The sequence below is a fragment of the Enterobacter sp. Lyrl_3 genome (assembly GCF_051948675.1).
Taxonomy (GTDB): domain Bacteria; phylum Pseudomonadota; class Gammaproteobacteria; order Enterobacterales; family Enterobacteriaceae; genus Enterobacter; species Enterobacter cloacae.
In genome coordinates, this window is the sequence record NZ_JAYJLI010000007.1 from 93,791 (window position 1) to 120,765 (window position 26,975).

A 26,975-nucleotide genomic window follows, 5' to 3' on the forward strand; every position below is an offset into this window, starting at 1 on the left:
TTACCCTGCGTACTGCATGGTGGCCCACCACCCGGCATCGGCTTCAATTTCGCCCTGCGCGTTGACGTGGGGGTAAGGCAATTTTTTCTGCTTTGCAACACGAGCCAGCACCGGATAGCCGCCTTCAAACAGCAGGCGCTGCTGTTCGTCTTCCGGCAGCATGCTGTTGCTGCGCTCGTACATCCCGGCGTTCTGACGCTGGCGTTGGGCTTCATACAGAATGAGCGCGGAGGCCACAGAGACATTCAGGGACTGCACCATGCCGATCATGGGGATGATGATGTCCTGATCCGCCAGATCCAGCGCTTCCTGAGTGATCCCGGTTTTCTCCTGACCCATCAAAATGCAGGTCGGGCGGGTGTAGTCGATCTCGCGGAAATCGACCGCTTTGGCAGACAGGTTGGTGGCAAGAATTTGCATACCGCGACCTTTCAGTTGCGATACGGCTTCGCCGATGGTCTGATGGGTTTTGACGGACACCCAGCTGTTACTGCCTGCGGCTGTCGACGCCATGGTGCGCATGCGGGCACCGGGCCAGACGGCGTGCACTTCATGCACGCCGACGGCATCTGCGGTACGGACAATGGCAGAGACGTTATGAGGTTTATGGACCTGCTCCATGCAGACCGTCAGATCAGGCTGACGCCTGGCGAGCATTTCGCAGATACGTGCATAACGTTGTGCATTCATAAAACTAGTTTCGGTTTCGGGTGACTTTAATGACGTCCGGCATGACGCGGATCTTGCGCATAATATTTGCCAGATGCACGCGGTCGCGGGCGGTCAGACGAATAAAGGCGCTGTACACGCGGCCATCTTTTTCTTCCGTATTCAGGCTCTGAATGTTGGAAGAGGCCGTGTTGATCGCTGCCGTCAGGTTCGCCAGGGCACCCTGGTGGTTGAACATATCCACCTTAATTTCGGTGATAAATTCCTGCGCCGTCTCTTTATCCCACTCGACCGCCATAAACTTCTCCGCCTCTTTTTGATAGCCGCGGATGTTACGACAGGATTCATGGTGGATAACCAGCCCTTTGCCCGGGCTGACGTGCGCAATAATCGGATCGCCGGGAATTGGACGGCAACACTTCGCAAAGGTGATAAGCACCCCGTCCGCGCCTTTGATCGGCAGATGCGCGTGGCCGGATGCGCCAGGTGCGGAAGGTATTGCTTCGCCCTGCTGCAGGTTTTTGGCCACCACGACGCTCATGGCGTTACCCAGCCCAATTTCCGCCAGCAGATCGTCCAGAGAGGTGAGCTTCATCCGGTCGAGTTCACGCTGGATATGTTCTGGTGGGATCTCTGCCAGCTTACGGCTGCCACCCAACGCATGGTTGAGCAGACGACGCCCAAGGCTGACGGAGTCATCACGCTTGAGGTTTTTCAGCAGCTGACGGATTTTGGCGCGCGCTTTGGAGCTCACAACAAAGTTCAGCCAGGCCGCGTTTGGACGTGCGCCCGGTGCGGTGATGATTTCGACTGTCTGGCCGCTGGCGAGCGGTTGAGACAGCGGATAAGGCTGTCTGTCTACGCGTGCGCCTACGCAGGCGTGGCCGATATCGGTATGCACGGCATACGCGAAGTCGACCGGGGTCGCGCCCGCAGGCAGTTCGACAATACGCCCTTCAGGCGTGAAAACGTAAATCTCATCCGGGAAGAGATCGGATTTTACGCTCTCGATAAATTCAAACGAGCTCCCCGCACTCTGCTGCAGCTCCAGCAGGCTCTGCATCCAGCGCTGGGCGCGGATTTGTGCCGTGGTGCTGCTTTCACCACCGTGCTCTTTATAGGCCCAGTGTGCGGCGACACCCATCTCCGCCATCTGGTCCATGTCTTCTGTGCGGATCTGTACTTCAACAGGGACGCCGTGTGGGCCGATCATCGAGGTATGCAAAGATTGATAGCCGTTCGCTTTTGGAATGGCGATGTAATCTTTCATGCGCCCAGGACGCGGCTTGTAGAGGCTGTGCATCTGCCCCAGCACGCGATAGCAGGTGTCGGCATCGTGGACGATCACGCGGAACGCGTAAATATCCATGATCGAGTGAAAACGCTGCTCTTTGAGCACCATTTTGCAGTAAATAGAATACAGGTGTTTTTCGCGACCGCTCACGCGGCAGGGAATGCCCGCTTCCTGTAAACGTCCTTCAATTTCCGAGAGGATCTTTTGAATCATCTCTTTACGGTTACCGCGGGCGGCTTTCACCACCTCTTTAATGACGCGATAGCGGTTCGGGTACAACGCTTCAAAACCCAGCTCTTCCAGCTCGGTTTTAATGTGATGGATACCTAAACGGTGCGCCAGCGGACTGTAGATTTCGAGGGTTTCACGGGCAATGCGGCGACGTTTGTCCGGGCGGAGTGAGCCCAGCGTGCGCATGTTGTGGGTACGGTCAGCGAGTTTGATGAGAATGACGCGGATATCCTGCACCATCGCCATAATCATCTTGCGAAAGTTTTCGGCTTGCGCCTCTTTCTTGTCGCGGAAGTTCAGCTTATCAAGCTTGGACACCCCTTCCACCAGTTCGGCAACGCTTTTGCCAAACAGCTGTTCCATATCCTGGTAAGTGGCAGGGGTATCTTCGATCACGTCGTGCAGCAGAGCGGCCATCAGCGTTTCATAGTCGAGTTTCATCTCGGCCAGAATGCAGGCCACCGCTACCGGGTGCGTGATATAGGGTTCACCGCTTGAACGTGTCTGGCCCTCGTGAGCGTCACGTGCAACGAGATAAGCCTGCTGAAGACGCTTAATCTGGTCTTCAGGCAGGTAGGTTTGAATCAGTTGATTCAGGCTTTCAAACAGATACAAGGGCGACCCGCAGGTTTAATTAACGACGACCTTCAGCAATGGCGGTTACGGCCTGCAGTTCTGCGGCTTCCTGCTCTTGCTGCTCCTGGCGCTCACGCACGTCGAGGATCTGGTTGTTGATCAGACCTTCTTCGATTTCGCGAAGTGCAATTACGGTGGTTTTATCGTTTTCTTCCGGTACCAGCGGATCTTTTCCGCCTACCTGCATCTGACGAGCGCGACGCGCGGCGACCAGCACCAGGTCAAAACGGTTACCAATTTTCTCTACAGCGTCCTGAACAGTTACGCGTGCCATACTTAAAATGCTCCACAGGTGAAGAAATGACTGGGCATAATACTGAAAGTGGGTTCAGTCTGCCAACAGTTTGGTGATTAATGCGTCATGTCGCTGCTTCTGGCGGCTCATACGCAGACGTTCTGCGCGAAGGATGGTTTTGAGATCGCTCAGTGCGGCATCAAAATCATCATTCACAATAAGGTAATCATATTCGGCGTAATGGCTCATTTCTGCAACTGCCTGTTCCATACGCTTTGCAATGACCTCTTCGCTGTCCTGACCGCGGCCACGCAGGCGGCGATCCAGCTCATCTTTCGACGGCGGTAAAATAAAGATACTGCGCGAATCAGGCATTTTCTTGCGAATTTGCTGTGCGCCCTGCCAGTCGATATCCAGGAACACATTCACGCCGGTTGCCAGAACCTGCTCAATGGTTTCACGCGAAGTACCGTAGTAGTTCCCGAATACTTCTGCGTGTTCAAGAAACGCATCTCGGCCAATCATCGCTTTAAATTCGTCGTGATCGACAAAGAAATAGTGTTCACCGTGCACTTCACCCGGACGCGGTTTACGCGTGGTGTGTGAAACAGAAACCTGAGTGTCATACAACGGTTGGGTTTTTAACAGTGCCTGAATAAGGCTGGATTTACCCGCGCCACTAGGGGCAGAAACAATATAAAGCGTGCCTTGAGCCATGAGAGTCTTTTGTATGTGTTAACGAAGAAGTCCTACATACGGGCTTATTATACACGTCGCCGCTGTGTGACGTAGCCTTTGTCACACTTTTTCCCCTGGATTATTGCATTTTGCGTGTCGTTTTCAGGTTTTACCTGTGTTTTGCAGCAACATAAATTCACTCTGGATAGCGCCTCGCAAAGCGCAATGTTGCCATTAGCGTGGTTTTCATCGCCGGGTTATACCTCCAGCAACGTAAAGGAGGGGTAGCGATGTGGCGATGGATAAGCGGCTTCATGCTGTTGTGGTGTGGTTCTGCGGCGGCGGTGTGCCCGGTGTGGTCTCAGGCGAGGGCGGAGAAAGAGATTGCGACGTTAAGTGCGCAAATCAAACGCTGGGATGACGCCTACTGGCAGCAGGGTATCAGCGAAGTGAACGATGAAGTGTATGACCAGCTCAACGGGCGGTTAAAACAGTGGCAGCACTGTTTTGGGCATGCCTCACCTGACGCAGCACTTCCCGCCCTGACGGGACGTATCAAACACCCTGTCGCCCATACAGGGGTTCATAAGGTGAGCAGTAAAGAAGAGCTTGACCAGTGGATGCATGCCCGGCGCAATCTCTGGATGCAACCCAAAGTTGACGGTGTAGCGGTAACGCTGGTGTATCGGGGTGGAACATTGGCTCAGGCCATTAGCCGTGGCGATGGGTTAAAAGGTGAAGACTGGACATCGCAGGTGCGTTTAATACCGTCGGTGCCACAACACCTTTCCGGCGCGCTGGCAAACAGCGTGTTACAGGGAGAGCTTTTTTGGCAGCGTGAAAACCACATTCAGCAGCAGATGGGCGGAATGAATGCACGCGCAAAAGTCGCAGGTGCGATGATGCGCCAGCAGGATAACGCGTTTTTGAGAGAGGTTGGGGTATTCATCTGGGCCTGGCCAGACGGGCCAAAAGAGATGAAAACTGCACTGGCGGAACTGTCTGACGCGGGGTTTACCCTGACGGCGCGCTATACCTTGCCCGTAGAGCATATTAAGGCCGTCGAAAAGCAGCGCTCAGCGTGGCACACCGCAGCATTACCCTTTGCCACGGACGGCATTGTGGTTCGCTCGGCGGATGAATTGCCGGGTGAAAACTGGCTGCCTGGAGAGGGCAGTTGGGTTGTTGCATGGAAATATCCCCCTGTCGCGCAGGTTGCTGAAGTACGGGATATTCACTTCACTGTGGGCCGTACGGGTAAAATTGCCGTTGTGGCGGCGCTGGAGGCAGTACGGCTGGATGATAAACAGGTGCAGCGGGTTAGCCTCGGGTCCGTTGGCCGCTGGCAAAGGCTGGATATCGCGCCGGGCGACCAGATCCAGGTAAGCCTGGCCGGGCAGGGGATCCCCCGATTCGACAAAGTCGTCTGGCGAGGGACCGACCGGCAAAAACCAGAACCTCCAGTCCCGCAGTACCATTCTCTCAGCTGTTTTTACGCTTCACCGGAATGTATGGAGCAGTTCTTTGCCCGGCTGACGTGGCTCAGTTCTAAGCAGGGGCTGGATATTGCCGGTTTAGGCGAGTCAGGCTGGCGGGCGCTCTGGCAGGCACATCGCTTTGAACATATTTTCTCATGGCTGTTGTTAACCCAGGCGCAGCTGCAAACCACGCCGGGGTTTTCGGCTGCACGCGGACTGGCGCTCTGGCATCAGTTTAATCTGGTGCGCGAGCGTCCTTTTATTCGTTGGATCATGGCGATGGGTGTTCCGCTGGCTCAGGCGACCCTGAAAGCCGCCGGAGAGCTATCATGGCAGACCATGCACCAGCGTAGCGCTATGGACTGGCAGACCTTGCCGGGGATCGGAGAAGAGAAAGCGCGGCAAATCGTTAACTGGCTCCACGCGCCGGAGGTGGATGTGCTGGCAAAGTGGCTGGCTGAACAGCACATCAAGGGATTCTGAAATTAGTGAGCGCTGTGTTTGTAGTGAAACACCGGCAGGCCGAGCTTCAGTCGCAACGCCAGCATGCGGGCCGTAAAGCCGAACAGCAGCGTGGAGATGACCACCACATCATGGTTCGAAACATAATGCTGCAGGGCAATATAGAGCACCGCTGCGGCGAAGGAGATGCCGGCGTACAGCTCTTTTTGAAAGACCAGAGGAATACGTTTGCAAAACATATCGCGCAGCACGCCTCCAAACACCCCGGTCACCACGGCGGCAATGGTGGCGATAACTGGCCCTTCGCCCATATCGAGTGCGATTTGTGCGCCAATGATAGAAAAGACAATCAGCCCGAGCGCATCAAGCACCAAAAACAGGCGACGCAGATGGGTCATAACGGGCGCGACAATGGTAGTTATTACGGCGGCGGTCGCCACAATAATCACGTACTCGGGGTTTTTCACCCAGCCCAGCGGGTAATGGCCCAGCAGAATATCGCGCACGGAACCGCCGCCCAGCGCGGTCGCTGTGGCAATAATGATCACGCCGAAGGTATCCATTCGGCGACGACCGGCTGCAAGCGCGCCAGTCATGGCTTCTGCAGTAATGCCAATGAGATAAAGAGTGTGAAGCAGCATATAACCTCCGGTGTGAAGCCGGGAAGGTTAACGTTTTGTGCGCACGATCACGATTGAGATTTTCTAAAGTGAGCGGGTTTGCCCTATAAAATTTTATCAACCCATAGCGGAGAAGGTTGATTGGTGGCGGCAAAGCGAGAAAAGACTGGTTAAAATGGATTAGAAATAATAATGGGTGACGTCGGTCGACGCCACCCGAATGGTATTACTCGATATTCTGGATCTGCTCGCGCATCTGCTCAATCAGTACCTTGAGCTCAATGGCGGAATTCGTCACGTCGGCATTGATTGATTTAGACGCCAGGGTATTCGACTCGCGGTTGAATTCCTGCATCATAAAGTCGAGACGACGACCAACGGCTTCTTTCTTCTTCAGAATGTTGTAGGTCTCTTTAACGTGTGCTTCCAGACGGTCCAGCTCTTCGGCCACGTCAACGCGCTGCGCCATCAGCACCAGCTCTTGTTCCAGACGGTTATTTTCCAGCTGAACTTCCGCTTCTTCCAGTTTGGCAACCAGACGCTCGCGCTGCCACTGCAGCACTTCCGGCATATGGGTACGTACTTTTGCCACTTCGGCGCTGACGCCTTCAAGGCGCTGTTCAATCATCGCTTTCAGCGCCTGGCCTTCGGTTTCGCGAGCAACGATAAAGTCATCCAGCGTGCTGTCGAGGGCGGCAAGGATTTCAGCGGCAATTGCATCCAGATCCTGCTCTCCGGCAGCCATGACGCCAGGCCAGCGCAGAATATCAACCGGATTAATTTCGCCTTCGTCGCTTTGCATTTTGACCCAGTTCGCCGCATTAACGAGCTGTTTTGCCAGTTTTTCGTTGAGGATCAGTTCGCCCTGCGCGCTGGCATCCGGCTCAAAACGCAGGTTACATTCCACTTTGCCGCGCGTCAGACGCGTACGGATACGCTCACGCACCACAGGCTCAAGGCTGCGGAACTGCTCCGGCATACGGAAATAGGTTTCCAGATAGCGCTGGTTTACCGAACGCATTTCCCAGGTAGCGCTACCCCAGCTACCCTTGATTTCACGCCGGGCGTAGGCGGTCATACTGCGGATCATAGATATTCCCGTTTTTAAAGGAGAGATGGGGGGATTATAGCTTTCAGGGGCTTCTCAGGATAGGAATAAGCGTCCTTTATCCGTATAATGCGCAGCCACATTCGTTTCAAGCCGGAGAATTCATCATGCGTCCAGCAGGTCGTAGCGCCAATCAGGTGCGTCCCGTCACCCTGACCCGTAACTATACAAAACACGCTGAAGGCTCCGTTCTGGTTGAGTTTGGTGACACCAAAGTGCTGTGCACGGCTTCCATTGAAGAAGGCGTTCCGCGTTTCCTGAAAGGTCAGGGCCAGGGCTGGATCACGGCTGAATACGGCATGCTGCCGCGTGCAACGCATACCCGTAATGCCCGTGAAGCGGCAAAGGGTAAGCAGGGCGGCCGTACCATGGAAATTCAGCGCCTCATCGCGCGTGCGCTGCGCGCCGCTGTTGATCTGAAAACGCTGGGCGAATTCACCATTACCCTGGACTGCGACGTCATTCAGGCTGACGGTGGCACGCGTACCGCATCGATTACCGGTGCCTGTGTGGCGCTGGCGGATGCCCTGAATAAACTGGTTGCGGCTGGTAAGTTGAAAACAAACCCAATGAAAGGGATGGTTGCCGCGGTGTCCGTCGGTATCGTTAACGGTGAAGCGCTTTGCGATCTGGAATACGTAGAAGACTCCGCTGCCGAAACTGACATGAACGTGGTGATGACCGAAGACGGACGTATCATTGAGGTGCAGGGCACCGCAGAAGGCGAACCGTTTACCCACGAAGAACTTCTCACCTTGCTGGCTCTGGCCCGAGGGGGAATTGAATCTATTGTAACGACGCAGAAAGCGGCGTTAGAAAATTGATTTTAAAGGCGACCAATGAGTCGCCTTTTTTTTGCCTGTAAGACAGAAAAGACAAAGGAGCGAATCCATGAAACCGTATCAGCGCCAGTTTATTGAGTTTGCGCTTAACAAGCAGGTCCTCAAGTTTGGCGAGTTTACGCTGAAATCCGGGCGCAAGAGCCCCTATTTCTTCAATGCCGGGCTGTTCAATACCGGGCGCGATCTGGCGCTGTTAGGCCGTTTCTATGCCGAAGCTCTGGTGGATTCAGGGATTGATTTCGACCTGCTGTTTGGCCCGGCCTATAAGGGCATTCCGATTGCGACCACCACCGCGGTTGCGCTGGCAGAACACCATGACCGCGACGTGCCGTACTGCTTTAACCGTAAAGAGGCCAAAACCCACGGTGAAGGCGGCAACCTGGTCGGCAGCCCACTGCAGGGGCGCGTGATGCTGGTGGACGATGTCATCACCGCGGGTACCGCCATTCGCGAATCCATGGAGATTATCCAGGCCAACGGCGCGACGCTGGCTGGCGTGTTGATTTCTCTGGACCGTCAGGAACGGGGGCGTGGTGAAATCTCGGCCATTCAGGAAGTTGAACGTGATTACAGCTGCAAAGTGACGTCAATCATCAATCTGAAAGACCTGATTGCGTATCTGGAAGAGAAGCCAGAGATGGCGGATCATCTGGCTGCGGTGCGGGCATATCGCGAAGAGTTTGGCGTGTAACGGAATTGCCCGGTGACGCGTTGCTTGCCGGGCCTGCGCAATTCGTAGGCCGGATAAGGCGAAGCCGCCATCCGGCAACGACGTTACTGCAACTGCGCCGCCACTAACGGCCAACGGGCGTCGAAATCGTCCGTTGGGCTGTATTTGAACTCACTGCGTACAAAACGGGAGAGCATCCCTTCGCAAAACGCCAGGATCTGGCTTGCCAGCAGCGTTTCATCCGTGCTGTAACCTTCGCCTTCACGCATTTTCTTCTCACGCAGTACCTGGCGCAGCTGCGCTTCAATACGCTCGAAAAGCTGGTTAATGCGACCCTGCAGTCTGTCCTGCTCAAACATCAGCGCATGGCCAGTCAGAATACGGGTCAGGCCCGGGTTACGTTCTCCAAATCCCAGAATCAACTGCACAATCAGACGCAGACGCGCGGTGGTGTCTTTTTCGTCTTTCAGAATCAGGTTGATGCGCGTGATCAGACTGTCTTCGATAAACTCGATCAGGCTGTCGAACATCCGGGTTTTGCTCGGGAAATGACGGTACAGCGCCGCTTCAGACACGCCTACAGAGGCGGCCAGTTTTGCGGTGGTGATGCGTTGACTGCCATCGCTGGATTCAAGCATCAGAGCCAGAGATTGAAGTATTTCTTCGCGACGGTTCCTTTTCGCGGTTTGTTTTTCTGCCATGTTGCAAAATACCCCTGAAAATAAGCACTTGTCAGGCTGGCATCCACACAGCGACCGCAAACTGGCGTTTGCGGTTTGTTATGACATTATGGCGCTGTGAGATGCGTGTCTGTCGGGCGGTTATTTGCGCCCGGAATGGCCGAAGCCGCCTTCGCCACGGTCGGTGGCATCAAAGTCTGCCACCAGGTTAAATTCTGCCTGCACCACAGGTACAAAGACCATCTGCGCGATACGCTCGCTTGGTTCAATGGTGAAGCTGTCCTGACCCCGGTTCCAGACGGAGACCATCAGCTGGCCCTGGTAGTCAGAGTCGATCAGGCCGACCAGGTTACCCAGCACGACACCATGCTTATGACCCAGGCCTGAACGTGGCAGGATTACCGCCGCCAGTGAAGGGTCAGCAATGTGAATCGCCAGGCCCGTTGGGATCAGGGTGGTCGCACCCGGAGCCAGTTCTACGGCGTCATCGAGACAGGCGCGCAGGTCAAGACCGGCAGAGCCGGAGGTGGCATAGGTTGGCAGCGGGAATTGCTCGCCAACACGCGGGTCCAGAATCTTAACGTCGATTTTTTTCATCATAACGGGTAACGATCTCGTCCAGTAATTGTTGGCCCAGGAGTTCCTTGCGCTCAAGCGGTAAGATTTTATCTCCATCCTGCCAGAAAAGGTGCAGTGCGTTGCTGTCGCTGTTAAATCCTTGCGTGGCCAGCGATACGTCATTCGCGCAAATCAAATCGAGGTTTTTGCGGGTACGTTTTTGCCGGGCATATTCTTCCACATTATTTGTTTCTGCGGCAAACCCAACAACGTAAGGACGATGGGTTTTCAGCGCGGCGACGCCAGCAACGATATCCGGGTTTTTCACCATTTTTAGTGTTAATTCATCGCCTTGCTTTTTGATTTTGGCATCGGAAATGGTCTCTGCGCGGTAGTCCGCGACGGCAGCACAACCGATAAAAATCTGCTGGTTTTGCGCACGGGCCTGTACCGCGGCCTCCATTTCCAGCGCGGTGGTGACGTCAATACGCTGCACAAAAGGCGGCGTAGGTAAGGAGACCGGGCCACTGACCAGCGTGACGTTCGCGCCGCGTTTCGCCGCTGCGGCCGCAATCGCAAAGCCCATTTTACCGGAGCTGTGGTTGGTAATGTAACGTACCGGATCCAGCGGCTCGCGCGTTGGGCCGGCTGTAATCATGATGTTGAGATGTTGCAGGTCGTTGACAGGCGAAAAATGGGCCGCGGCCATATCGACAATAGTCAATGGATCAAGCATACGGCCTGGGCCGACATCGCCACAGGCCTGGCTCCCGCTGTCCGGCCCCCAGATCAGCAGGCCGCGCGAGGTCAGCGTCTGTAGATTATGCTGGGTCGCGGCATTGCGATACATCTGCTGATTCATGGCCGGCACAACGGCAACAGGGGCGGGCGTAGCCAGACAAATGGTCGAAACCAGATCGTTCGCCATCCCGGCGGCAACGCGGGCAATTAAATCGGCCGTGGCGGGGGCAAGGATAACCAGGTCTGCCCATTTCCCAAGCTCAATATGGCCCATCGCGGCTTCTGCGGCAGGGTCAAGCAGGCTGTCAGATACCGGGTATCCTGAAACGGCCTGCAGGCTCAGAGGAGTGATAAAGGCTTTTCCGCCTTCGGTTATCGCGACCCGTACGTCGGCCCCGCGCTCGCGCAGACGGCGCACCAGTTCCGGCGTTTTATAGGCTGCAATGCCGCCGCTAACGCCAAGAACGATTTTTTTACCGGCCAGGCTCATCATGATTCTTTCCTGTTGGGTTTCACCAGAGAGCGGGCATTTTATCACAATCCCAAAAACGGGGTGATCTTGTCCTTCGGTCACTTTGCGAGGCGTTACGCAAGAACGAGACGCGAGAGTCAGGTAACTGAGTAGCCTATGGCAAGATGGGCAAAAAACAGGGAGAAAAAGCATGGAAGACGAGGATGAACTGCTCTTACCGCGCGAAAAATTGCTGCGCTATGGCGTCACTTTGCTAAAAGATGAGGAACTGCTGGCGCTTTTTTTGCGCACCGGTACGCCCGGCAAAACGGTCTTTACGCTGGCAAAAGATCTGATAGGCCATTTTGGCTCACTCTACGGTTTGATGACGGCGGAACTGGCGGAGTTTGCGCATGTGGAGGGTATCGGTGTGGCAAAATATGCCCAGCTTAAGGGGATTGCCGAACTGGCCCGCCGTTTTCAGTGTGTTCGTATGCAGGAGGAGGACCCGATACTGACTCCTGCGATGACGCGCGAGTTTCTGCAAAGTCAGTTAACCGATATTGAACGCGAGATCTTTATGGTGATCTTTCTCGACAACCGGAACCGGGTGCTCAAGCATAGCCACCTTTTCTCGGGCACGCTAAGCCATGTTGAGGTTCATCCGCGTGAAATTGTGCGCGAAGCAATAAAATTGAATGCAGCCGGCGTGATACTCGCGCATAATCACCCTTCTGGCTGTGCAGAACCAAGCAGAGCTGACAAAGAGATCACCGACCGCATTGTCAAATGCTGTCAATTCATGGACATTCGTGTGCTGGACCATCTGATAATTGGCCGCGGAGAGTACCTTTCTTTTGCAGAACATGGCTGGATTTAGGCTATTTCTCGCGATCCATCGGGATCTTTGTCTGTTCGGGACTTGAGCACACCGCCGAGTCAGCGTATACTACGCCACCTTTGAGAATCTCGGGTTTGGCATTTGGGCCTGGCAATCGAGAGTTCAATAGAACTATGCGATGACCGGGCTGTAAAGCCTGACGAGGCGCCGATACCCCATACGAAGCTCGAGCTAATTTGATTTTTGGAGAATAGACATGTCCCGAGTCTGCCAAGTTACTGGCAAGCGTCCGGTGACCGGTAACAACCGTTCCCACGCACTGAACGCGACTAAACGCCGTTTCCTGCCGAACCTGCACTCTCACCGTTTCTGGGTTGAGAGCGAGAAGCGTTTTGTCACCCTGCGCGTATCTGCTAAAGGTATGCGTGTAATTGATAAGAAAGGCATCGATACAGTTCTGTCCGAACTGCGTGCCCGTGGCGAAAAGTACTAAGTACTTAAAGAGGAAATAAATCATGGCTAAAGGTATTCGCGAGAAAATCAAGCTGGTTTCTTCTGCTGGTACAGGTCACTTCTACACCACTACGAAGAACAAACGTACTAAGCCGGAAAAACTGGAACTGAAAAAATTCGATCCAGTTGTACGCCAGCACGTAATGTACAAAGAAGCTAAAATCAAATAATTTTAGCCTCCTTGTATTGAAAAACCCCGCAACTGCGGGGTTTTTTGCATTCTGCATCTTACTACGGAGGAATCATGCCTGAATTACCTGAGGTGGAGACCAGCCGCCGCGGTATTGAGCCGCATCTGGTCGGCGCGACTATTCTTCATGCTACCGTGCGTAATGGTCGCCTCCGTTGGCCGGTTTCTGATGAGATCCATGCGTTAAGCGATAAACCGATCCTCAGCGTCCAGCGCCGCGCGAAATATCTGCTCCTGGAGCTGCCCGATGGCTGGATCATCATTCATCTTGGCATGTCCGGCAGCCTGCGGATCCTCACTGAAGAGCTGCCTGCGGAAAAGCATGACCATGTCGATCTGGTGATGAGTAACGGCAAAGTGTTGCGTTATACCGATCCCCGCCGCTTTGGCGCATGGCTGTGGACCAAAGAACTGGAAGGACATAGCGTACTGGCACATCTGGGGCCAGAGCCGCTTTCAGAAGCGTTTAACGCGGAATACCTGAAAGCGAAGTGTGCGAAAAAGAAAACCCCGATTAAACCCTGGCTGATGGATAACAAGCTGGTGGTCGGCGTGGGGAATATCTATGCCAGCGAATCGCTGTTTGCGGCCGGGATCCATCCCGATCGGCTGGCCTCTTCGCTGTCGGCGCAGGAGTGTGAGCTGCTGGTGCGGGTGATTAAAGCGGTGCTGCTTCGCTCAATTGAGCAGGGGGGAACGACGCTGAAGGACTTCCTGCAAAGCGATGGTAAGCCAGGCTATTTTGCTCAGGAGCTGCAGGTGTATGGCCGCAAAGGCGAGCCGTGCAGAGTGTGTGGAACGCCGATCATCGCAACAAAGCATGCCCAGCGCGCCACATTCTATTGCCGTCAATGCCAGAAATAGCGCTACTTTAGCTTGTCCATCAACGCCTGGTGGACGTTAACCGGCAGGAAATGGGTAACGTCCCCGTGATGACGCGCCACCTCTTTCACCAGCGTGGAAGAGATGAACGACCACTCCTTGGATGGCATCAGAAATACGCTTTCCAGCTCCGGCATCAAATGACGATTCATGTGCGCCAGCTGCATCTCATACTCGAAGTCTGCCACCGCGCGTAAGCCACGGATCAGAATCGTCGCCTGCTGAGCGCGGGCAAAGTTGGCCATCAGATCGCTGAAGCCCACCACCTCAACGTTCGGCAGGTGCGCAATGGCCTCGGTGGCAAGCGCAACACGCTCGTTCAGGTCAAACATCGGTTTTTTACTGGGGCTGGCAGCAATCGCCAGAATCACCTTGTCGAACATGCACGCCGCACGGGTGATGATATCAAGATGACCATTGGTGATCGGATCAAAGGTACCTGGATAAATCGCTTTTGTGCTCATGGCTCACGTTTTCTCTGAGTAGCCGCGGCTGAGCGCCCACAGCTCGGTGTATTTGTTGAAAGTATACTGGGCATTTACCACGGCCAGTAACCAGCCCTGTTTACCGTCCAGCACGCCGCCACGCAGCAGCAGCGTTTTCAGAAACGCCCCCAGCGTATGAGTGAAGATACCCGTCAGCGTGGCTTTCTTGCCGCGCTGATGGCGCTCCTGTGCCCAGGCGGTGGCATAGTTGAGCTGTTTACGCTGGAAGCTGGCGAAATCCCGGCAGGTCAGGTGCAAAAGATCGCCCGTCAGAGGGACGACTGGCGCACTGTCGCAGGCCAGGGATTCATGGACCAGATTATCATTGTACTGATACCGCTCGCGCTCGTAGAGGCGCGTGACCCGGTCGGGGTACCAGCCGCTGTGACGCATAAAACGGCCAAGGAAATAGTTACGACGCGCAATGCTGTAGACCGTGCCCGGCGTTGGTGCGGCGAGCACCGCCTGAATGGCCTGACGCAGCTCCGGCGTGATGCGCTCGTCTGTGTCGAGCATCAGTACATAATCACCGGTGGCATATCCCTGCGCGCGCTGGCGCTGGATGCCATAACCTTGCCAGTCGGTGTTGGTATAGACTTTTGCACCCGCTGCGCGGGCAACGTCCGCCGTGTTGTCTTCACTGCCGGAGTCGAGCAGGATAATTTCGTCAGCCCAGGCAACGGAGGCCAGGCAATCCGGAATCAGGTCGGCAGCGTTTTTGGCGATCAGAACGACCGACAGGCGCGTTGACATTAGTGGCTCCGCTGCGGCAGATAAGGTTGCAGAAGCTGCAGCAGACGGGTGAGGGCACCCTGGTTCTGATGCAGCACTTCGACGGCATGACGACCGTACCACAGGCGGTAATCTTCGTCGGTCAGCAGAGTCGAGACCTCTTTGACCACCGAATCCGCATCGGTCACGGTAATTAGCCCTTCCGCTTGCTGCAATTTCGCACAGATATCTTTGAAGTTGAAGGTATGTGGACCCATCAGCACGGGAATGGCATGGGCCGCTGGCTCCAGCGGGTTATGGCCACCACGCTCCACCAGGCTGCCGCCAACAAAGGCCAGGTCAGCAATGCCATACAGCAGCATCAGCTCACCCATGGTATCGCCAATAACCACCTGCGTGCTGGTGGAAGGGATCTCACCGCTGCTGCGCAGGGTGAAGCTGAAGCCGCCTTTTTGCACCATTTCACGGGCGTCTTTAAAACGCTCGGGATGGCGAGGCACCAGAATCAGCAGCAAATCGGGGAATTTCTCCAGCAGCTTACGATGCGCCTGCAGGATAATCGCCTCTTCGCCATCATGGGTGCTGGTCGCAATCCAGACCTGGCGACGCGGTGCCCACTGGCGGCGCAGCGTGATAGCACGGGCCGCAAGTTCAGGCGTGACGGAGATATCGAATTTCAGGCTGCCTGTCACCGCCAGCTGGTTGCGTTTCAGGCCAAGCGAGATAAAGCGCGCTGCGTCTTCTTCGTTTTGCGCAGCAATCAGTGTGATCTTGCTGAGCAGGCGGCGCATAAATTTCCCCAGCTTGCCGTAGCCTTTCGCCGACCGCTCAGACAGACGCGCGTTCGCGATCACCAGTGGAATCTTACGGGCATGCAGAGCGGAAATCATATTCGGCCACAGCTCGGTTTCCATCACGATCACCAGTTTAGGGCGAACGGTTTCCAGAAAACGGTTCATGGCGCAGGGAAGGTCGTAGGGCAGATAGACGTGATGCACGTCTTTACCGAAGGCGGACATCACGCGCTCAGAGCCGGTCGGGGTCATGGTCGTGACGGTGATCGGCAGCGATGGATAACGGTGACGCAGGGCGCGAACCAGCGGGATCGCTGCCAGCGTTTCGCCAACAGAAACGGAATGCAGCAAAATACCGTCCGGGGCAACTTTATTGCGACAGAAGCCATAGCGTTCAGCCCAGCGTTTTCGGTACGCAGGCGCTTTACGGCTACGAAGCAGCAGTCTCAGCCACACCAGTGGCTGAATGATATAGAGCAGGGCGGTATACAACAATTCCAAGCGATTATCCGTCTTTTTAGTTTCGGCGGGCAAATTCTAAGCATTTGGGCCAGGTAAAGCTATCTCTTATGCCACATAGCGCTTCAAACGGAAGTAACGACGGCCCAGTCGCCAGCGCAGTCGGGGACTTTTTGCATTTTTCCAGATGAGTTTCCAGATCCCTTTATCGAAAAACTCTTTGATAATAAATGCCTTTTTCTGCTCATCTTTCATGTTGTCGAAAGTATGAATGATGCCCAGCCCTTCTTTGGCAATTTGCCAGTGGCAAGCAGGGATCCCTTTCACTTTATCGGGGTAGCGCTGATTAATGGCATCGAGCATCTGCAGGATTTTCATGTAGTGACGCGCCGAGCGAATGAGCGTGTCGTCATTGTCCGGCATATGAGACACCGACGCAGAGTGAATGTAGTAGTCGTAGTAACGTTCACTGGTGTACTGCACCCGCTCCGCCGCCAGCAGTACTTCTGTGGTCCACGGAATATCCTGATGGCGCAACCCCGGTTCAAAGTGAAAACCGTGCTCGCGAATAAAGTCATGACGATAGATGTTCAGCCAGGTCACGTGCAGGAACTTACGGGAGTCGAGCGCCATTTTGAGCCATGCAGGGCCGGACATGACGCCCGTTGATGCCAGTTTGTCTTCAGGGAAAATAGGGCGTGAAGGCTTCTTATTATTTTCCCAGACGTAGTTGCCGTTACAGGTAGCGACATCAAGACGTTGCGTAACAGCCATATCAAGCAGGTGCTGATACATGCCGGGTTTAAAGACATCATCAATATCAGGGAAAGAGAGATATTGGCCCGTCGCGACGGCCAGACCGGTATTACGCGCGATGGATACACCCTGATTTTGCTGCTCAATAACCTGCATCTGCGGCAGCTTTTCGCGCCAGTTTTCGACGATCTGCATCGAACGGTCCGTGGAGCCGTCATTGACGATGATGACTTCCATGCTGTCGATGCGTTGATCCACAAGGCAGGTAAAGAACTGATCCAGGAACGCTTCACCGTTATAAACGGCTACCACCACGCTTAATAATGGCGCTGAATTTTGCATAAGAAACCTGATTATTTTTGATTGTCGACCAAAGCAATATATTGCTGGCAAATGGCCATGATACCGAACGATGCAATGGTTGCGCGATCAACGACCGGTGGAGAGGTATAAATATCCGCCAGCGTTTTTGCCAGAGACTCGTCATTCATCTCTGCCAGACCGCGGGATAAGTCTCCCTTGAGGATTTCGGCGGGGCCACCTGGACAATGTGTACTGACGGGTGGCGTCTGGCAGATAATGGATTCAACCAGCACATTACCAAAACCTTCGCAGTCAGAACTTAACACTAAAAGGCGTGCCCCTTTAATCCAGGGATAAGGATTAGGTTCGAACGGACGGAAAACCGTTTTGTCTTCAATGCCCAGTTCGCGGGCAAGCTGCTTAAGCTTTTGAATTTTAGCCTCAGAGCCATTGCCCATCATGACCAGCGTGGTATTGAGCTGACTCAGCGCGAACGCCCGTAGCAGGCGATCGTGACGCTTGTGTTCATGGAAGCGGCCGACGTGAATGATGTAATCCTTTCCCTGCATCTCAAAGGGGGCGTCCGCCAGACGCTGGATTTCAGGAATATCAAAAGGATTATGGATTACCGCCGTGCGTCGGAGATTCAGGGCCAGCGTTTCTGAAAGATCTTTCAACACGGCGCCTGAGACGGCGACCACGTTGCGGTTTTCGTAGGTATGGCGAATCTTAGTGTGTTTAAACCAGCGTGAAAGCCCACGGCGATGGCGAAGGTAGGAGAATGAGAACATGCCATGCACGCAGAACCACACTTTATTGCGCTCCAGGGCGCGGCAGTGCGCCACGATGCGGTCAGTTTTGTGCAGATGCGAGAACACCACATCAAATTTGCCGCTGCGCTCCGCCCGCTCGATAGCCTGATCCAGCAGCCTGGCGCGGCGTGGGATCTCCGTCAGCTTCCGCCACGGTTTTTTGCAGGTATCCTGAACGACCTGATAATCGATGCCTTCCGGAATGGCGTAGTCGCACACTTTCCGCAGCGAGAAGAGAGAGACTTGATGCCCCATCTCTGTTAATCCGCTGGAGAGTGTAAGAACCGTTTTTTCAGCTCCTCCACCGGGTAAACCATCAATAATCATTAGGATGCGCATTTTTAATCCAGTAATTTTTGATAAAGCGAAATAAGCTGACTTGACAGTTTTTCGGGGGTGGCGTCTTTTACACGTTCCCGTGCCGCTCGTCCCATATCGTTATTTTTTTCCAGCGAAGGGGTGGCCGCTACCGCCTCCTTCAGGGTGCTGATATCAAGTGCGTCACAGTAAAATCCGTTCTGGCCTTGCTGAATAAATTCTGCCCCACCGCAACTCTCTGATGTAATGACCGGCAAACCGCAGGCCATCGCTTCAAGAATGACGTTAGGGAAAGGATCATACAGCGTTGGTAGCAGTAAACCATCAGATAGCTGATAAAATGGCAGCGTCTCTTTTTGCATCCCCAGAAAACGGATTTGCCCCTCGCAGCCTAATGAACGGGCGAGGTCGCGATAGCGACGTTCTGCTTTATCCTGCCCAACCACAATCAGCCATGCCGCAGTACCCGCAACGGCGCGTATAGCGCTGGCCAATCCTTTTCGTTCAAATCCTGACCCTACGAAGCAGAAAATGACGGCATCGGTCGGCAAACCAAACTGCTGACGCAATGCAATACGTTGTGCCTCTTCTGCCGGAACGAAACGGGTGGAATCAATTGAATTATAAATCACATGTATTTTTTTTGCGTCAATATCAAAGTCTTCGACGATTTCGCGCTTGATCATCTCCGCATTACAGATAACCGCCTTTAACTCCGGCGCCTGGTACATTTCACGTTCGGCATTCATCACATAGCGGTGATAGCGATCATGCATCAGCAGTTTTGCGCGCCAGGCAGGCAGAATGCGTGCGCGCTGCAGGAGCCAGCGTCGGTGTACGCCGTCGCCTGCACGATAAATGTCACAGCCCGGAATGCGCTCGTGGCTTTGCACAATATCAAACTGCTGCTGCTGCCAGAGCGCACGTGCGGCATGCGCAAACCCGCGCTCGCGGCTGATGCGGCCCCATTTGCGCGGATCGCAAATATGAATATGCCAGTCGTCCTGCTTCTCACCCTGCCACTCGCGCGTGATGACGTTGAGCTCGAGATTTTGGTTGCTCAGCGCGGTAAGGGCGCGAGACACGAAGCGTTCTGCCCCGCCATCCGGGCGATACTTTTGGCGAACAATCGCCAGGCGATGGTGTTTCATGACAGATATCTCCTTGCGGCGGAGACGACAGCATCAACGGGAATGGCGTCGAGATAGCGTTCTTTTGTTTTGGTATCAATGGCGTCTGGATCGGGCAGTGGGCCGTAATCACCTGCCCAGATGACTTCCCCATTAACCTGCCAGGGTGACCAGAAGGTAAGTTTTGATGGGCCAAACAATGCCACACAGGGGGTCTGAAGCGCAGCGGCCATATGCATCGGAACGGAGTCAACGCCAATGAACAGAGACGCATGATCGATAAGCGAAGCCAGTTGACGCAACGTGAGCTGACCTGCCAGCGAGACGACCCCCGTCTCTGGCGAGGCGGCGAGAATGCGATCGATCATCGCCAGCTCTTTTTTATCCGGCCCGGCGGTGAGGACGACAGTGTGGCCATCCAGCTGCAGCGCCGTGATGGTTTGCGCCATTTTGCCTTCGTCCCAGCATTTAAAGAACCAGCGCGACGTAGGCTGAATCACGATGTAGTTGTCTCCCACACCGTTTTGCATCAACTTTTGGTGAGCCTCGTGCCAGTCTTCAGCACGATAGGCCATGGTCACGGCAGGTTGAGCGGTGACCGGTAATGGCGACAAAATAGAGAGGTTCTGTTCGACAGTGTGCAGCGCGTTGTGCCCGGCCACAGAGACCAAATCGCTATGGCAAAACCGCCAGAATGCGTTGTTGCGCTTATTAAAAGCGAACCCGAGTCGTACCGGTGCGCCGGTGAAACGGGTAACGATAGCGCTGCGCCACTGATCGGCAAGATTAATCACCAGGTGATAATGCTGTTTCCTTAACGCACAGAGCAACTGCCACTCTTTTTGCAGATGTTTCAGCGTGCCCAGTTGCTTCCATTTACGGTCGATCCCGTAAACAGTACCGATCGCCGGGTGTGCGGCGAGCATATCGCGGGTTTCTTCATACAACAGCACATCAATCTGTGCCTGCGGCCATTTTTGACGTAACGAATCAATGACGGGAGTGGTCAGTAACATGTCGCCATGATGGCGGAGTTTGATAAGTAAAATGCGCAAATCAGGCGTGTCAGGTAAGTTATTCATCATCATCTTATTGGCGTTGTACTGTTGGCAATTCTAATAGACCTGATAGCGACTTGCACTCTTTCTCCATAATCTCAGGAAATTCCCTGGAAGGGTTTACTCATGCTTCGGTGAGTGCGTAACATAGCGCTAACTTTCCTGTCTTGCGGACTCATTATGAAAAAACCAGCGTTTATCATCACGATTGATACTGAAGGCGATAATCTCTGGCAAAATCACCGCGTCATTAAAACGGAGAATGCGCGCTATCTGGCGCGATTCCAGACGCTTTGTGAGCGTTTCGGTTTCAAACCCGTATGGCTGACAAATTATGAGATGGCGATTGAGCCGGTTTTCATTGAGTTTGCCAAAGATGTGATCGCCCGCGGTCAGGGTGAAGTCGGGATGCACCTTCACGCGTGGAATAGCCCTCCTGAACACGATCTCACTGGAGATGACTGGCGCTGGCAGCCGTATTTGATTGAATTTTCAGATGAGGTGATGCGCGAGAAAGTAGTGTTCATGACCCGTCTGCTGGAAGAGACCTTCCAGACCAAAATGTTAAGCCATCGCGCCGGGCGCTGGGCCTTTGATAGCCGTTACGCCAGACTGCTGATCGAACTGGGCTACCAGGTTGATTGCTCTGTTACGCCGCGCGTGAACTGGCGCAACGCGAAAGGCGCACCGCAGGGGAATGGCGGAACCAATTATCAGCACTTTCCAGACCACGCCTACTTTATTGATACAGACGATATCTCACGAGCGGGCAATAGCCCCTTACTCGAAGTGCCGATGAGCATCCAGTATAAGCATCCGGCCTGGTTGAACACCGTCAAACAGGGCTACGATCGCCTGCGCGGTAAATATCGTTCACCGTCCGTAAACTGGTTGAGACCGTCCGGTGGTAATGCGTCGCAGATGATTCAGGTCGCACAGCAATGCCTGTCTCAGGGACATGACTACGTGGAGTTTATGCTGCATTCCTCGGAATTTATGCCGGGCGGAAGTCCTACGTTTAAAGATGAGGCGGCGATTGAAGGGTTGTATCAGGATCTGGAAGTGCTCTTTAGCTGGTTATCCGACAAGACGGTAGGGATGACGCTGGCGGAGTTTTATTCCCATAAAAAAAGCGCCGATTAATCGGCGCCTCTGGAATTATTTTTGCAGCGCAGTTTTTACCGGGGTGCTGAAAATAATGGCAAGTGGAAGCCAGAATAGCACCCAGTATTCTCGCGGATTGCTGATTACGAACATGCCCTGGGTAACATAGAACATCAGCGCAAAGACAATAACCGCAATCTCTGCTTTGTGATTAGCAGCAAGGTGGCGAAGACATTGTCTGCCCGCAAAGAGAATCATACTCAAAAGTAGCAGAAGCCCCACAATACCGCCCTTCAGGAAAGTCGCTAAATAAAGGCTATGCGTTGTGGTAACAGGTTGACCATAGCCGTTAATGAATTCAAGTTCTTTATTGAAACCCCAGCCGAAAATCATTTTTTGCTTCGCCACTTCAAAAGCATGCTGCCAGATGCCGAAACGGACAGAGCCTGCACGGGAAGATTCTTCCGCGCGTTTGATGAATATATCGAAGAAGCCGCTGAAATAAAGGATGGAGCCAATAACTATCAATACGATCAGCGAGCCAGCTAATAGCTTTAAATTCCATTTCGGTTTACACAGAAACGCAACGATAGCGGCGACAATCATCGAAAGGAAAGGCCCACGGCTTTGGGTCAGAATCAAGCAGACCAGCAGCAGGGGAACGGGAATATAGAACCAGTAGTTACGCGTTTCGCGAACCAGAATGGCGCTCAACAGAATACCCAGCGCCATGTATCCCCCAAGATCAATGACATTATCCGGGGAGAACGGGAAAGCACGTGCTAGCCGATTTTGAAATATGTGCTCTTTATTGACATAAATCAGCGTTAATATCGTCAGTGCCACGATGCCGAGATAGGCTGCGCCAATGATATATTTTTTTCTTTCCTGTAACTCACACTGACGATAAAGGCACAGAAAAACAAATAAATAAAAAGAATGGCTGATGGCTGAGCTAAGATGTGAAGATTCAGCCCACAAATTCGAGAGTGAAAAATAGAGCAAAAAGGCACCGGTCATCCCCAGCGCAGGAAGGAAGTCACGATCGTTGATAAAACGGGTTCGTGTCTCACTATTGATAATCATTGTGATGATAAACAGAGCCAGCGAGATATGGAATAAGATATTTACCCGTGAGACACCGCAAAAAATCATGCTCAAAAACATAAAGAGCACAAAAGGATAGAACAGGTAGCGTTGCAAATTAATTGAAGACATCACTAAAATCCTTTCTGGGAAAAACGGAGTCAGGGATAGCGCTTTGAGGAGAGAGATTGATAACTGAAATGTTATCATTTTTGAAAATGGTGCTTGCCAGCGTTAGCGCGGGGATCACAACATTATGCACTTTATCCTCAAGAAATGATGGCAACATCGTATCGTTGCTTTCATAGAAACGTGGCTGGTTGAAATTATTCATATCAAGACCGGCAATATAAATTTTCTTGAATCCCAGAAAGTAAATTATCTGAAGCGCCCAGTATATCACGGTGCCAGCATCCACCACTCCATGTCGCACATCACGACTAAAAGCAATATTCGGATGCGTATCAGAGAAAACAATTTCTGGTGTGTCCGCTAAAGCTTGACGCAGATTATCCTGTTTAATTGAAGGTTTGTAGGTCTCATAACAAATATCTTCAATAATACAAATCTGGCACTGAATGTTTTCGTAGGAGAAACGCTTTATAAGTTTGACGATCCCCATAACGGTAGTAAATAAAATAACATTTTTACAGCCGGTTAATCGTTTCAAAAGCGCCGTTTGACGGTCGATAAACGTCATGTCGACAATGAAATAAAGACTAAAATTGAGCTGGTGATTAAGGTGCCAGGCGCCATTCACGCCAGCGGTCGCTACCGATGTCGGCAATTTTGCAAAATCAATATGTTTGATTGAAGGGCCTGTCGCCGCAATCAGGATCTCACCATTGAATCGGTGGTGAAGTGAGGATAAGGAGGTCAGTTTGATATCCAACCCCTTATATTTTAAATCACATATTTCACCGGTTTCATTGCGAGATAATTTAATAAATGGCCATAAATTCTCATTATGTCGCATATTACGCTTATGCGTATATCGATACAGTTGCTTGGTCAAAGAGCCCATTTCACGCCTCAAGTGATTCCTTTTTGTTTTTATTCACGGTCGTTAATAAACTGGCAATCTTATCCAGATCGGTTTCACCTACGGCAAACAGCTCTTCTTTTGGTTGGCTGAAATAGTAACGTGTTTCAAATACGTATGAGTTAATATTTTCGTCATTGCCAATTAACAGAACATTGCCGAGAGGGCGTTGTTCGTAATGGCAGCACGGGCCAAACAACATGACGATAGGCACACCCACTGCATCGGCAATGTAAATATTCCCGGAATCAGACGCGATATAGCAATCCATCTTTGAAATAGCCCACGGGAGTTCTTCCAGCGTGATCTTCCCAATCAGACTGATCAAGTTAGGAATGTCACCGTAAGCACGGGTGATATCGTCCAGCCACGACTGTTCATCAGGGGCGCCAAACACATAAAACTCGCAGGGCAGGTCGGCGAGACGGTCAATAATTCGCTTCCAGATAACCGGCGGCACCGTTTTGGCTTTATTACCTGCGGCAATGCTAATGCCGATACGGATCACATCAGGTTTGTCGAGAATTGCCGGGTAGGTCGCCGGTTTGAACAGCGGCTTTGTGGCGTGCTTGGGCGAGTCCTGCCACGTCAACGAACGGTCGGCCAGCTTCAGGTAATTGGTCACTGATAGCGTTTTTTTGCCGTGCTCAACGGTACCGTCGGCGGTGAGATAGAAAATCCCGTGATACCATCTGCGGGTGTAAATGCTTAAAAATTGTTTGTTTTTGGCATTACAGACGGCGGCAAAAAACAGATTTACGCTGTTGGGTTGCAGAAGATAGACGTTGTCGTAGCGGTTCATGATGCGGCAGGCAAAGCTGAGCTTACGCCACAGGCTACGCTTATGCTGCTCGATAAAAAAAATCTCTTCGATCGTTTCGTCATGCTTCGCCAGCGCACCTACGCTGCGACTGATGAGCACATCACTTTTTTGCAGGTATGCCAGCAGGGGCGTCGCATTAACAAAATCACCGATTTTGGCTGTCTGAATGACCAGGTTTTTACCTGTATCTTTGCGGAACAGCTTCCGGATAAGCTTCACCGGAAGGAGTAAAATCAGCAGAAATACGTAACTCATTCGTTAGATATCCCTGTCGGAAAGCCAGTGGCTGTCCTGTAAAAATGAAAAAATGGCATCTGCGCTAATGTCCCTCGTTTGTTGAGTCGGGCTGACCATTTGATGCTGGTTTTTACCGTAACCCCCAATCAAACCGGGATCGGTCGGGCCAAAAATCGTGATGTTTGGACGATCCAGCGCCGCGGTTAAATGGCTTAAACCCGTATCAACGGAAACGACAGCTTTAGCTCCGGCCAGCTCTGCAGCAACTTGCGCCAGCGTGAGTTTAGGTAAAACCTCGACGTGCGAAAAACCGGCTGCCAGACGTTCAGCACGCTGGCGCTCATGTTCAGCACCCCACGGCAGTTTAATATGGATGCCGGCAGGTTGCATTAGTTCAATGAGTCTTCGCCAGTGCGTTTCCGGCCAGTGCTTATCATCGCGCGTTGTGGCATGCAGGAAGACCAGCCAGGGCTGCGCAGGCTTCTCTGCATCACGCAGAAAATGCTGCGAAATCGCGTAATCACCCTGCGTTTCCGGCTTTGTGTAACCGAGGCTTTTTGCGAACAGCTCGCGGGTGCGTTCCACTGCGTGCTGCTGCTTTGCAATATGGTGACGACGGTTATAGAACAGGCTGGCGAGTGGTTCGCGGGCGGTTTGCCAGTCCATGCCGTGCTTTACACCGTGTGCCAGGCGCGTGACTAGCGCGGCGCTTTTGACCAGCCCCTGCGCGTCGATAATGGAGTCGTAACGCTGCGCCTGCACCGCATCGCGGAAGGCTTTGCGCTCGGCTTTAATCGGTGTGGAAAACCACGCTTTACGCCAGCGGCGGATGGCCACCGGGATCACGCGATCGACCGCTTCGTGCCAGGTAGGGATCTGCGCGAAGCCTTCTTCCACCACCCAGTCAAAACGAATGCCAGGAATGGCCCGCATGGCGTCCGTCAGCGACGGAAGCGTATGCAGCACATCACCCATCGAAGAGGTTTTAACGATCAATACCCGCATTCGTTATCCTTCTTCGCTCAGCAGCAGTTCGTTGAGTTCTTCGAGAACGCGCTGCGGCGTGATGTCGATCAGGCTCTGGTGATAACCTTGCGCGGCATCGCCTTTACGCACCTTATGGTAACCCGTGATCAGACGAATAACGCGCGCCTTATTTGAGAGCGGCGGCGTGAAGTCCGGGCTACTTGGACCGTACAACGCAACCAGCGGGCGGTTGAGCGCGGCGGCGACGTGCATCAGCCCGGAGTCGTTGGTGACTACGGCTTTACAGGCAGCAAGTAAAATCACCGCCTGCTCGAGCTGGGTTTCCCCGGCCAGGTTGCGGCACCAGGCCTGCTGTTCTGTGCTGAGGGCTGCCAGGATTTCGTTCCCCGCCTCGTGGTCTTTGGCCGAGCCGAACAGAACGATCTGATAACCTTCGTCAATCAACTGCTTTGCCAGCTCTGCGTAGTGATAGTGCGGCCAGCGTTTTGCCGGGCCGAATTCTGCGCCCGGGCAGAAGCCAATCATTGGCCGTTCAGAGGAAAGACCAAACGCGTTACAGGTCTGGGATTTTTCACCCTCGCTGACCTGTAGCTGTGGCCATAGCAGCGGCTGCGGCAGGTCTTTTGCGCTGCGCATCACGCCTTTGTCGTAGGCCAGCGCCACATAGCGCTCCACCATTAATGGCCAGGCCTCTTTATCCAGCACGCGTGCGTCATTAAGCAGACCGTAGCGCATCTCACCGCGCCAGCCGGTACGGTGCGGCACACCGGCGAAGAAGGGCACAAGCGCGGATTTAAACGAATTGGGTAACACGTAAGCGCGGTCATAACGCTTCTCGCGCAGACTGTGACCGAGTTTACGACGTTCGCCAATTTCCAGCGCCCCATGGCCGAGCGGCATTGGGATGGCTTCATTCACTTCCGGCATACGCGATAACAACGGACGGCACCATGCGGGTGCCATCACGTCGATTATCGCCTGGGGATAACGCGCCTTGAGCGTGCGATAGAGACTTTGCGACATCATCATGTCGCCCACCCATGACGGGCCGATCACCAGAATTCTCATAC

The 26,975-nt window shown here is 53.4% G+C and carries 29 protein-coding genes; 8 read left to right on the forward strand and 21 right to left on the reverse strand.

Annotated elements, in window-relative coordinates; all coding sequences use genetic code 11:
- Genes trmH through gmk form a run of 4 tightly spaced genes read right to left on the reverse strand, consistent with a single transcriptional unit; the run spans position 1 to position 3,782 of the window.
- Positions 1-690, reverse strand: coding sequence for a tRNA (guanosine(18)-2'-O)-methyltransferase TrmH (gene trmH, locus VF709_RS14655; RefSeq protein ID WP_038418334.1), 690 nt, complete (start codon positions 688-690; stop codon positions 1-3).
- Positions 691-694: 4 nt separating this feature from the next.
- On the reverse strand, positions 695-2,809 hold the full coding sequence (gene spoT, locus VF709_RS14660) for a bifunctional GTP diphosphokinase/guanosine-3',5'-bis pyrophosphate 3'-pyrophosphohydrolase (protein WP_013094882.1): 2,115 nt from the start codon (positions 2,807-2,809) through the stop codon (positions 695-697).
- A 19-nt stretch (positions 2,810-2,828) separates the two neighbouring features.
- The gene (rpoZ, locus tag VF709_RS14665; protein ID WP_000135058.1) at positions 2,829-3,104 is read right to left on the reverse strand and encodes a DNA-directed RNA polymerase subunit omega; all 276 of its coding nucleotides are present in this window, start codon (positions 3,102-3,104) and stop codon (positions 2,829-2,831) included.
- A gap of 54 nt (positions 3,105-3,158) precedes the next feature.
- Positions 3,159-3,782, reverse strand: coding sequence for a guanylate kinase (gene gmk, locus VF709_RS14670; RefSeq protein WP_013094883.1), 624 nt, complete (start codon positions 3,780-3,782; stop codon positions 3,159-3,161).
- Between the two features lie 251 nt (positions 3,783-4,033).
- On the opposite strand from gmk, the gene ligB reads away from it, so the two are divergent.
- A complete protein-coding gene (ligB, locus tag VF709_RS14675) occupies positions 4,034-5,704 on the forward strand; it encodes an NAD-dependent DNA ligase LigB (protein ID WP_038418336.1) in 1,671 nt (556 codons plus the stop codon).
- A 2-nt stretch (positions 5,705-5,706) separates the two neighbouring features.
- On the opposite strand, the gene VF709_RS14680 is transcribed toward ligB, so the two are convergent.
- Both VF709_RS14680 and VF709_RS14685 read right to left on the reverse strand, forming a co-directional pair.
- Positions 5,707-6,324 carry a trimeric intracellular cation channel family protein gene (locus VF709_RS14680; RefSeq protein WP_038418338.1) on the reverse strand — a complete coding sequence of 206 codons (618 nt, stop codon included), beginning with the start codon at positions 6,322-6,324 and terminating at the stop codon, positions 5,707-5,709.
- Between the two features lie 205 nt (positions 6,325-6,529).
- Positions 6,530-7,393 carry a YicC/YloC family endoribonuclease gene (locus tag VF709_RS14685; protein ID WP_013094887.1) on the reverse strand — a complete coding sequence of 288 codons (864 nt, stop codon included), beginning with the start codon at positions 7,391-7,393 and terminating at the stop codon, positions 6,530-6,532.
- Between the two features lie 125 nt (positions 7,394-7,518).
- Here VF709_RS14685 and rph point away from each other — a divergent pair, with 125 nt between their 5' ends.
- Positions 7,519-8,235 (forward strand): ribonuclease PH, encoded by a 717-nt coding sequence (gene rph / locus VF709_RS14690; protein ID WP_013094888.1) that lies wholly within the window; start codon positions 7,519-7,521, stop codon positions 8,233-8,235.
- A gap of 67 nt (positions 8,236-8,302) precedes the next feature.
- On the forward strand, positions 8,303-8,944 hold the full coding sequence (gene pyrE, locus VF709_RS14695) for an orotate phosphoribosyltransferase (protein ID WP_013094889.1): 642 nt from the start codon (positions 8,303-8,305) through the stop codon (positions 8,942-8,944).
- Between the two features lie 83 nt (positions 8,945-9,027).
- Here pyrE and slmA read toward each other — a convergent pair whose 3' ends face one another.
- The 3 genes from slmA to coaBC form a co-directional block, all read right to left on the reverse strand.
- On the reverse strand, positions 9,028-9,624 hold the full coding sequence (slmA, locus tag VF709_RS14700; protein ID WP_013094890.1) for a nucleoid occlusion factor SlmA: 597 nt from the start codon (positions 9,622-9,624) through the stop codon (positions 9,028-9,030).
- A gap of 120 nt (positions 9,625-9,744) precedes the next feature.
- Complete coding sequence (dut, locus tag VF709_RS14705) at positions 9,745-10,203, reverse strand: dUTP diphosphatase (protein WP_038418340.1); 459 nt, start codon at positions 10,201-10,203, stop codon at positions 9,745-9,747.
- Positions 10,181-11,392, reverse strand: coding sequence for a bifunctional phosphopantothenoylcysteine decarboxylase/phosphopantothenate--cysteine ligase CoaBC (coaBC, locus tag VF709_RS14710; RefSeq protein ID WP_086528250.1), 1,212 nt, complete (start codon positions 11,390-11,392; stop codon positions 10,181-10,183). Before coaBC ends, dut begins: the two co-directional genes overlap by 23 nt.
- Before the next feature lie 172 nt (positions 11,393-11,564).
- On the opposite strand from coaBC, the gene radC reads away from it, so the two are divergent.
- From radC to mutM, 4 genes are all read left to right on the forward strand, one after another.
- Positions 11,565-12,233, forward strand: coding sequence for a RadC family protein (gene radC, locus VF709_RS14715; protein WP_013094892.1), 669 nt, complete (start codon positions 11,565-11,567; stop codon positions 12,231-12,233).
- A 217-nt stretch (positions 12,234-12,450) separates the two neighbouring features.
- Positions 12,451-12,687, forward strand: coding sequence for a 50S ribosomal protein L28 (gene rpmB / locus VF709_RS14720; protein ID WP_002436699.1), 237 nt, complete (start codon positions 12,451-12,453; stop codon positions 12,685-12,687).
- 22 nt (positions 12,688-12,709) lie between these two features.
- On the forward strand, positions 12,710-12,877 hold the full coding sequence (rpmG, locus tag VF709_RS14725) for a 50S ribosomal protein L33 (protein ID WP_013094893.1): 168 nt from the start codon (positions 12,710-12,712) through the stop codon (positions 12,875-12,877).
- A 74-nt stretch (positions 12,878-12,951) separates the two neighbouring features.
- Positions 12,952-13,761: a bifunctional DNA-formamidopyrimidine glycosylase/DNA-(apurinic or apyrimidinic site) lyase gene (mutM, locus tag VF709_RS14730; protein WP_013094894.1), complete on the forward strand. Its 810-nt coding sequence runs from the start codon at positions 12,952-12,954 to the stop codon at positions 13,759-13,761.
- Between the two features lie 2 nt (positions 13,762-13,763).
- Here mutM and coaD read toward each other — a convergent pair whose 3' ends face one another.
- The 7 genes from coaD to rfaQ all read right to left on the reverse strand — a co-directional run bounded on the left by coaD (position 13,764) and on the right by rfaQ (position 20,656).
- On the reverse strand, positions 13,764-14,243 hold the full coding sequence (coaD, locus tag VF709_RS14735; protein ID WP_013094895.1) for a pantetheine-phosphate adenylyltransferase: 480 nt from the start codon (positions 14,241-14,243) through the stop codon (positions 13,764-13,766).
- Between the two features lie 3 nt (positions 14,244-14,246).
- Positions 14,247-15,017 carry a glycosyltransferase family 2 protein gene (locus VF709_RS14740; protein WP_038418342.1) on the reverse strand — a complete coding sequence of 257 codons (771 nt, stop codon included), beginning with the start codon at positions 15,015-15,017 and terminating at the stop codon, positions 14,247-14,249.
- Entirely contained in the window at positions 15,017-16,291 is a 1,275-nt protein-coding gene (gene waaA, locus VF709_RS14745) for a lipid IV(A) 3-deoxy-D-manno-octulosonic acid transferase (protein ID WP_013094897.1), read from the reverse strand. The genes VF709_RS14740 and waaA overlap by 1 nt, the downstream gene beginning before the upstream one ends.
- A gap of 66 nt (positions 16,292-16,357) precedes the next feature.
- Positions 16,358-17,347 (reverse strand): glycosyltransferase, encoded by a 990-nt coding sequence (locus VF709_RS14750; RefSeq protein ID WP_013094898.1) that lies wholly within the window; start codon positions 17,345-17,347, stop codon positions 16,358-16,360.
- 11 nt (positions 17,348-17,358) lie between these two features.
- Positions 17,359-18,459, reverse strand: coding sequence for a glycosyltransferase (locus tag VF709_RS14755; RefSeq protein ID WP_038418344.1), 1,101 nt, complete (start codon positions 18,457-18,459; stop codon positions 17,359-17,361).
- Positions 18,460-18,461: 2 nt separating this feature from the next.
- Positions 18,462-19,589: a glycosyltransferase family 4 protein gene (locus tag VF709_RS14760; protein ID WP_013094900.1), complete on the reverse strand. Its 1,128-nt coding sequence runs from the start codon at positions 19,587-19,589 to the stop codon at positions 18,462-18,464.
- Positions 19,586-20,656: a putative lipopolysaccharide heptosyltransferase III gene (gene rfaQ, locus VF709_RS14765; protein WP_072193838.1), complete on the reverse strand. Its 1,071-nt coding sequence runs from the start codon at positions 20,654-20,656 to the stop codon at positions 19,586-19,588. The genes VF709_RS14760 and rfaQ overlap by 4 nt, the downstream gene beginning before the upstream one ends.
- 150 nt (positions 20,657-20,806) lie before the next feature.
- On the opposite strand from rfaQ, the gene VF709_RS14770 reads away from it, so the two are divergent.
- Positions 20,807-21,769: a polysaccharide deacetylase family protein gene (locus VF709_RS14770; RefSeq protein ID WP_038418346.1), complete on the forward strand. Its 963-nt coding sequence runs from the start codon at positions 20,807-20,809 to the stop codon at positions 21,767-21,769.
- Positions 21,770-21,784: 15 nt separating this feature from the next.
- On the opposite strand, the gene VF709_RS14775 is transcribed toward VF709_RS14770, so the two are convergent.
- From VF709_RS14775 to rfaF, 5 genes are read right to left on the reverse strand one after another with little or no spacing between them, the layout of a single operon-like run.
- The gene (locus VF709_RS14775) at positions 21,785-22,948 is read right to left on the reverse strand and encodes an O-antigen ligase family protein (protein ID WP_038418348.1); all 1,164 of its coding nucleotides are present in this window, start codon (positions 22,946-22,948) and stop codon (positions 21,785-21,787) included.
- Entirely contained in the window at positions 22,935-23,840 is a 906-nt protein-coding gene (locus VF709_RS14780; RefSeq protein ID WP_038418350.1) for a sugar glycosyltransferase, read from the reverse strand. Before VF709_RS14780 ends, VF709_RS14775 begins: the two co-directional genes overlap by 14 nt.
- 1 nt (position 23,841) lies before the next feature.
- Positions 23,842-24,936: a glycosyltransferase family 9 protein gene (locus VF709_RS14785; protein ID WP_023620211.1), complete on the reverse strand. Its 1,095-nt coding sequence runs from the start codon at positions 24,934-24,936 to the stop codon at positions 23,842-23,844.
- Between the two features lie 3 nt (positions 24,937-24,939).
- Complete coding sequence (gene rfaC / locus VF709_RS14790; protein ID WP_013094906.1) at positions 24,940-25,923, reverse strand: lipopolysaccharide heptosyltransferase RfaC; 984 nt, start codon at positions 25,921-25,923, stop codon at positions 24,940-24,942.
- A gap of 3 nt (positions 25,924-25,926) precedes the next feature.
- A complete protein-coding gene (rfaF, locus tag VF709_RS14795; protein ID WP_013094907.1) occupies positions 25,927-26,973 on the reverse strand; it encodes an ADP-heptose--LPS heptosyltransferase RfaF in 1,047 nt (348 codons plus the stop codon).
- Positions 26,974-26,975 lie beyond the last annotated feature (2 nt).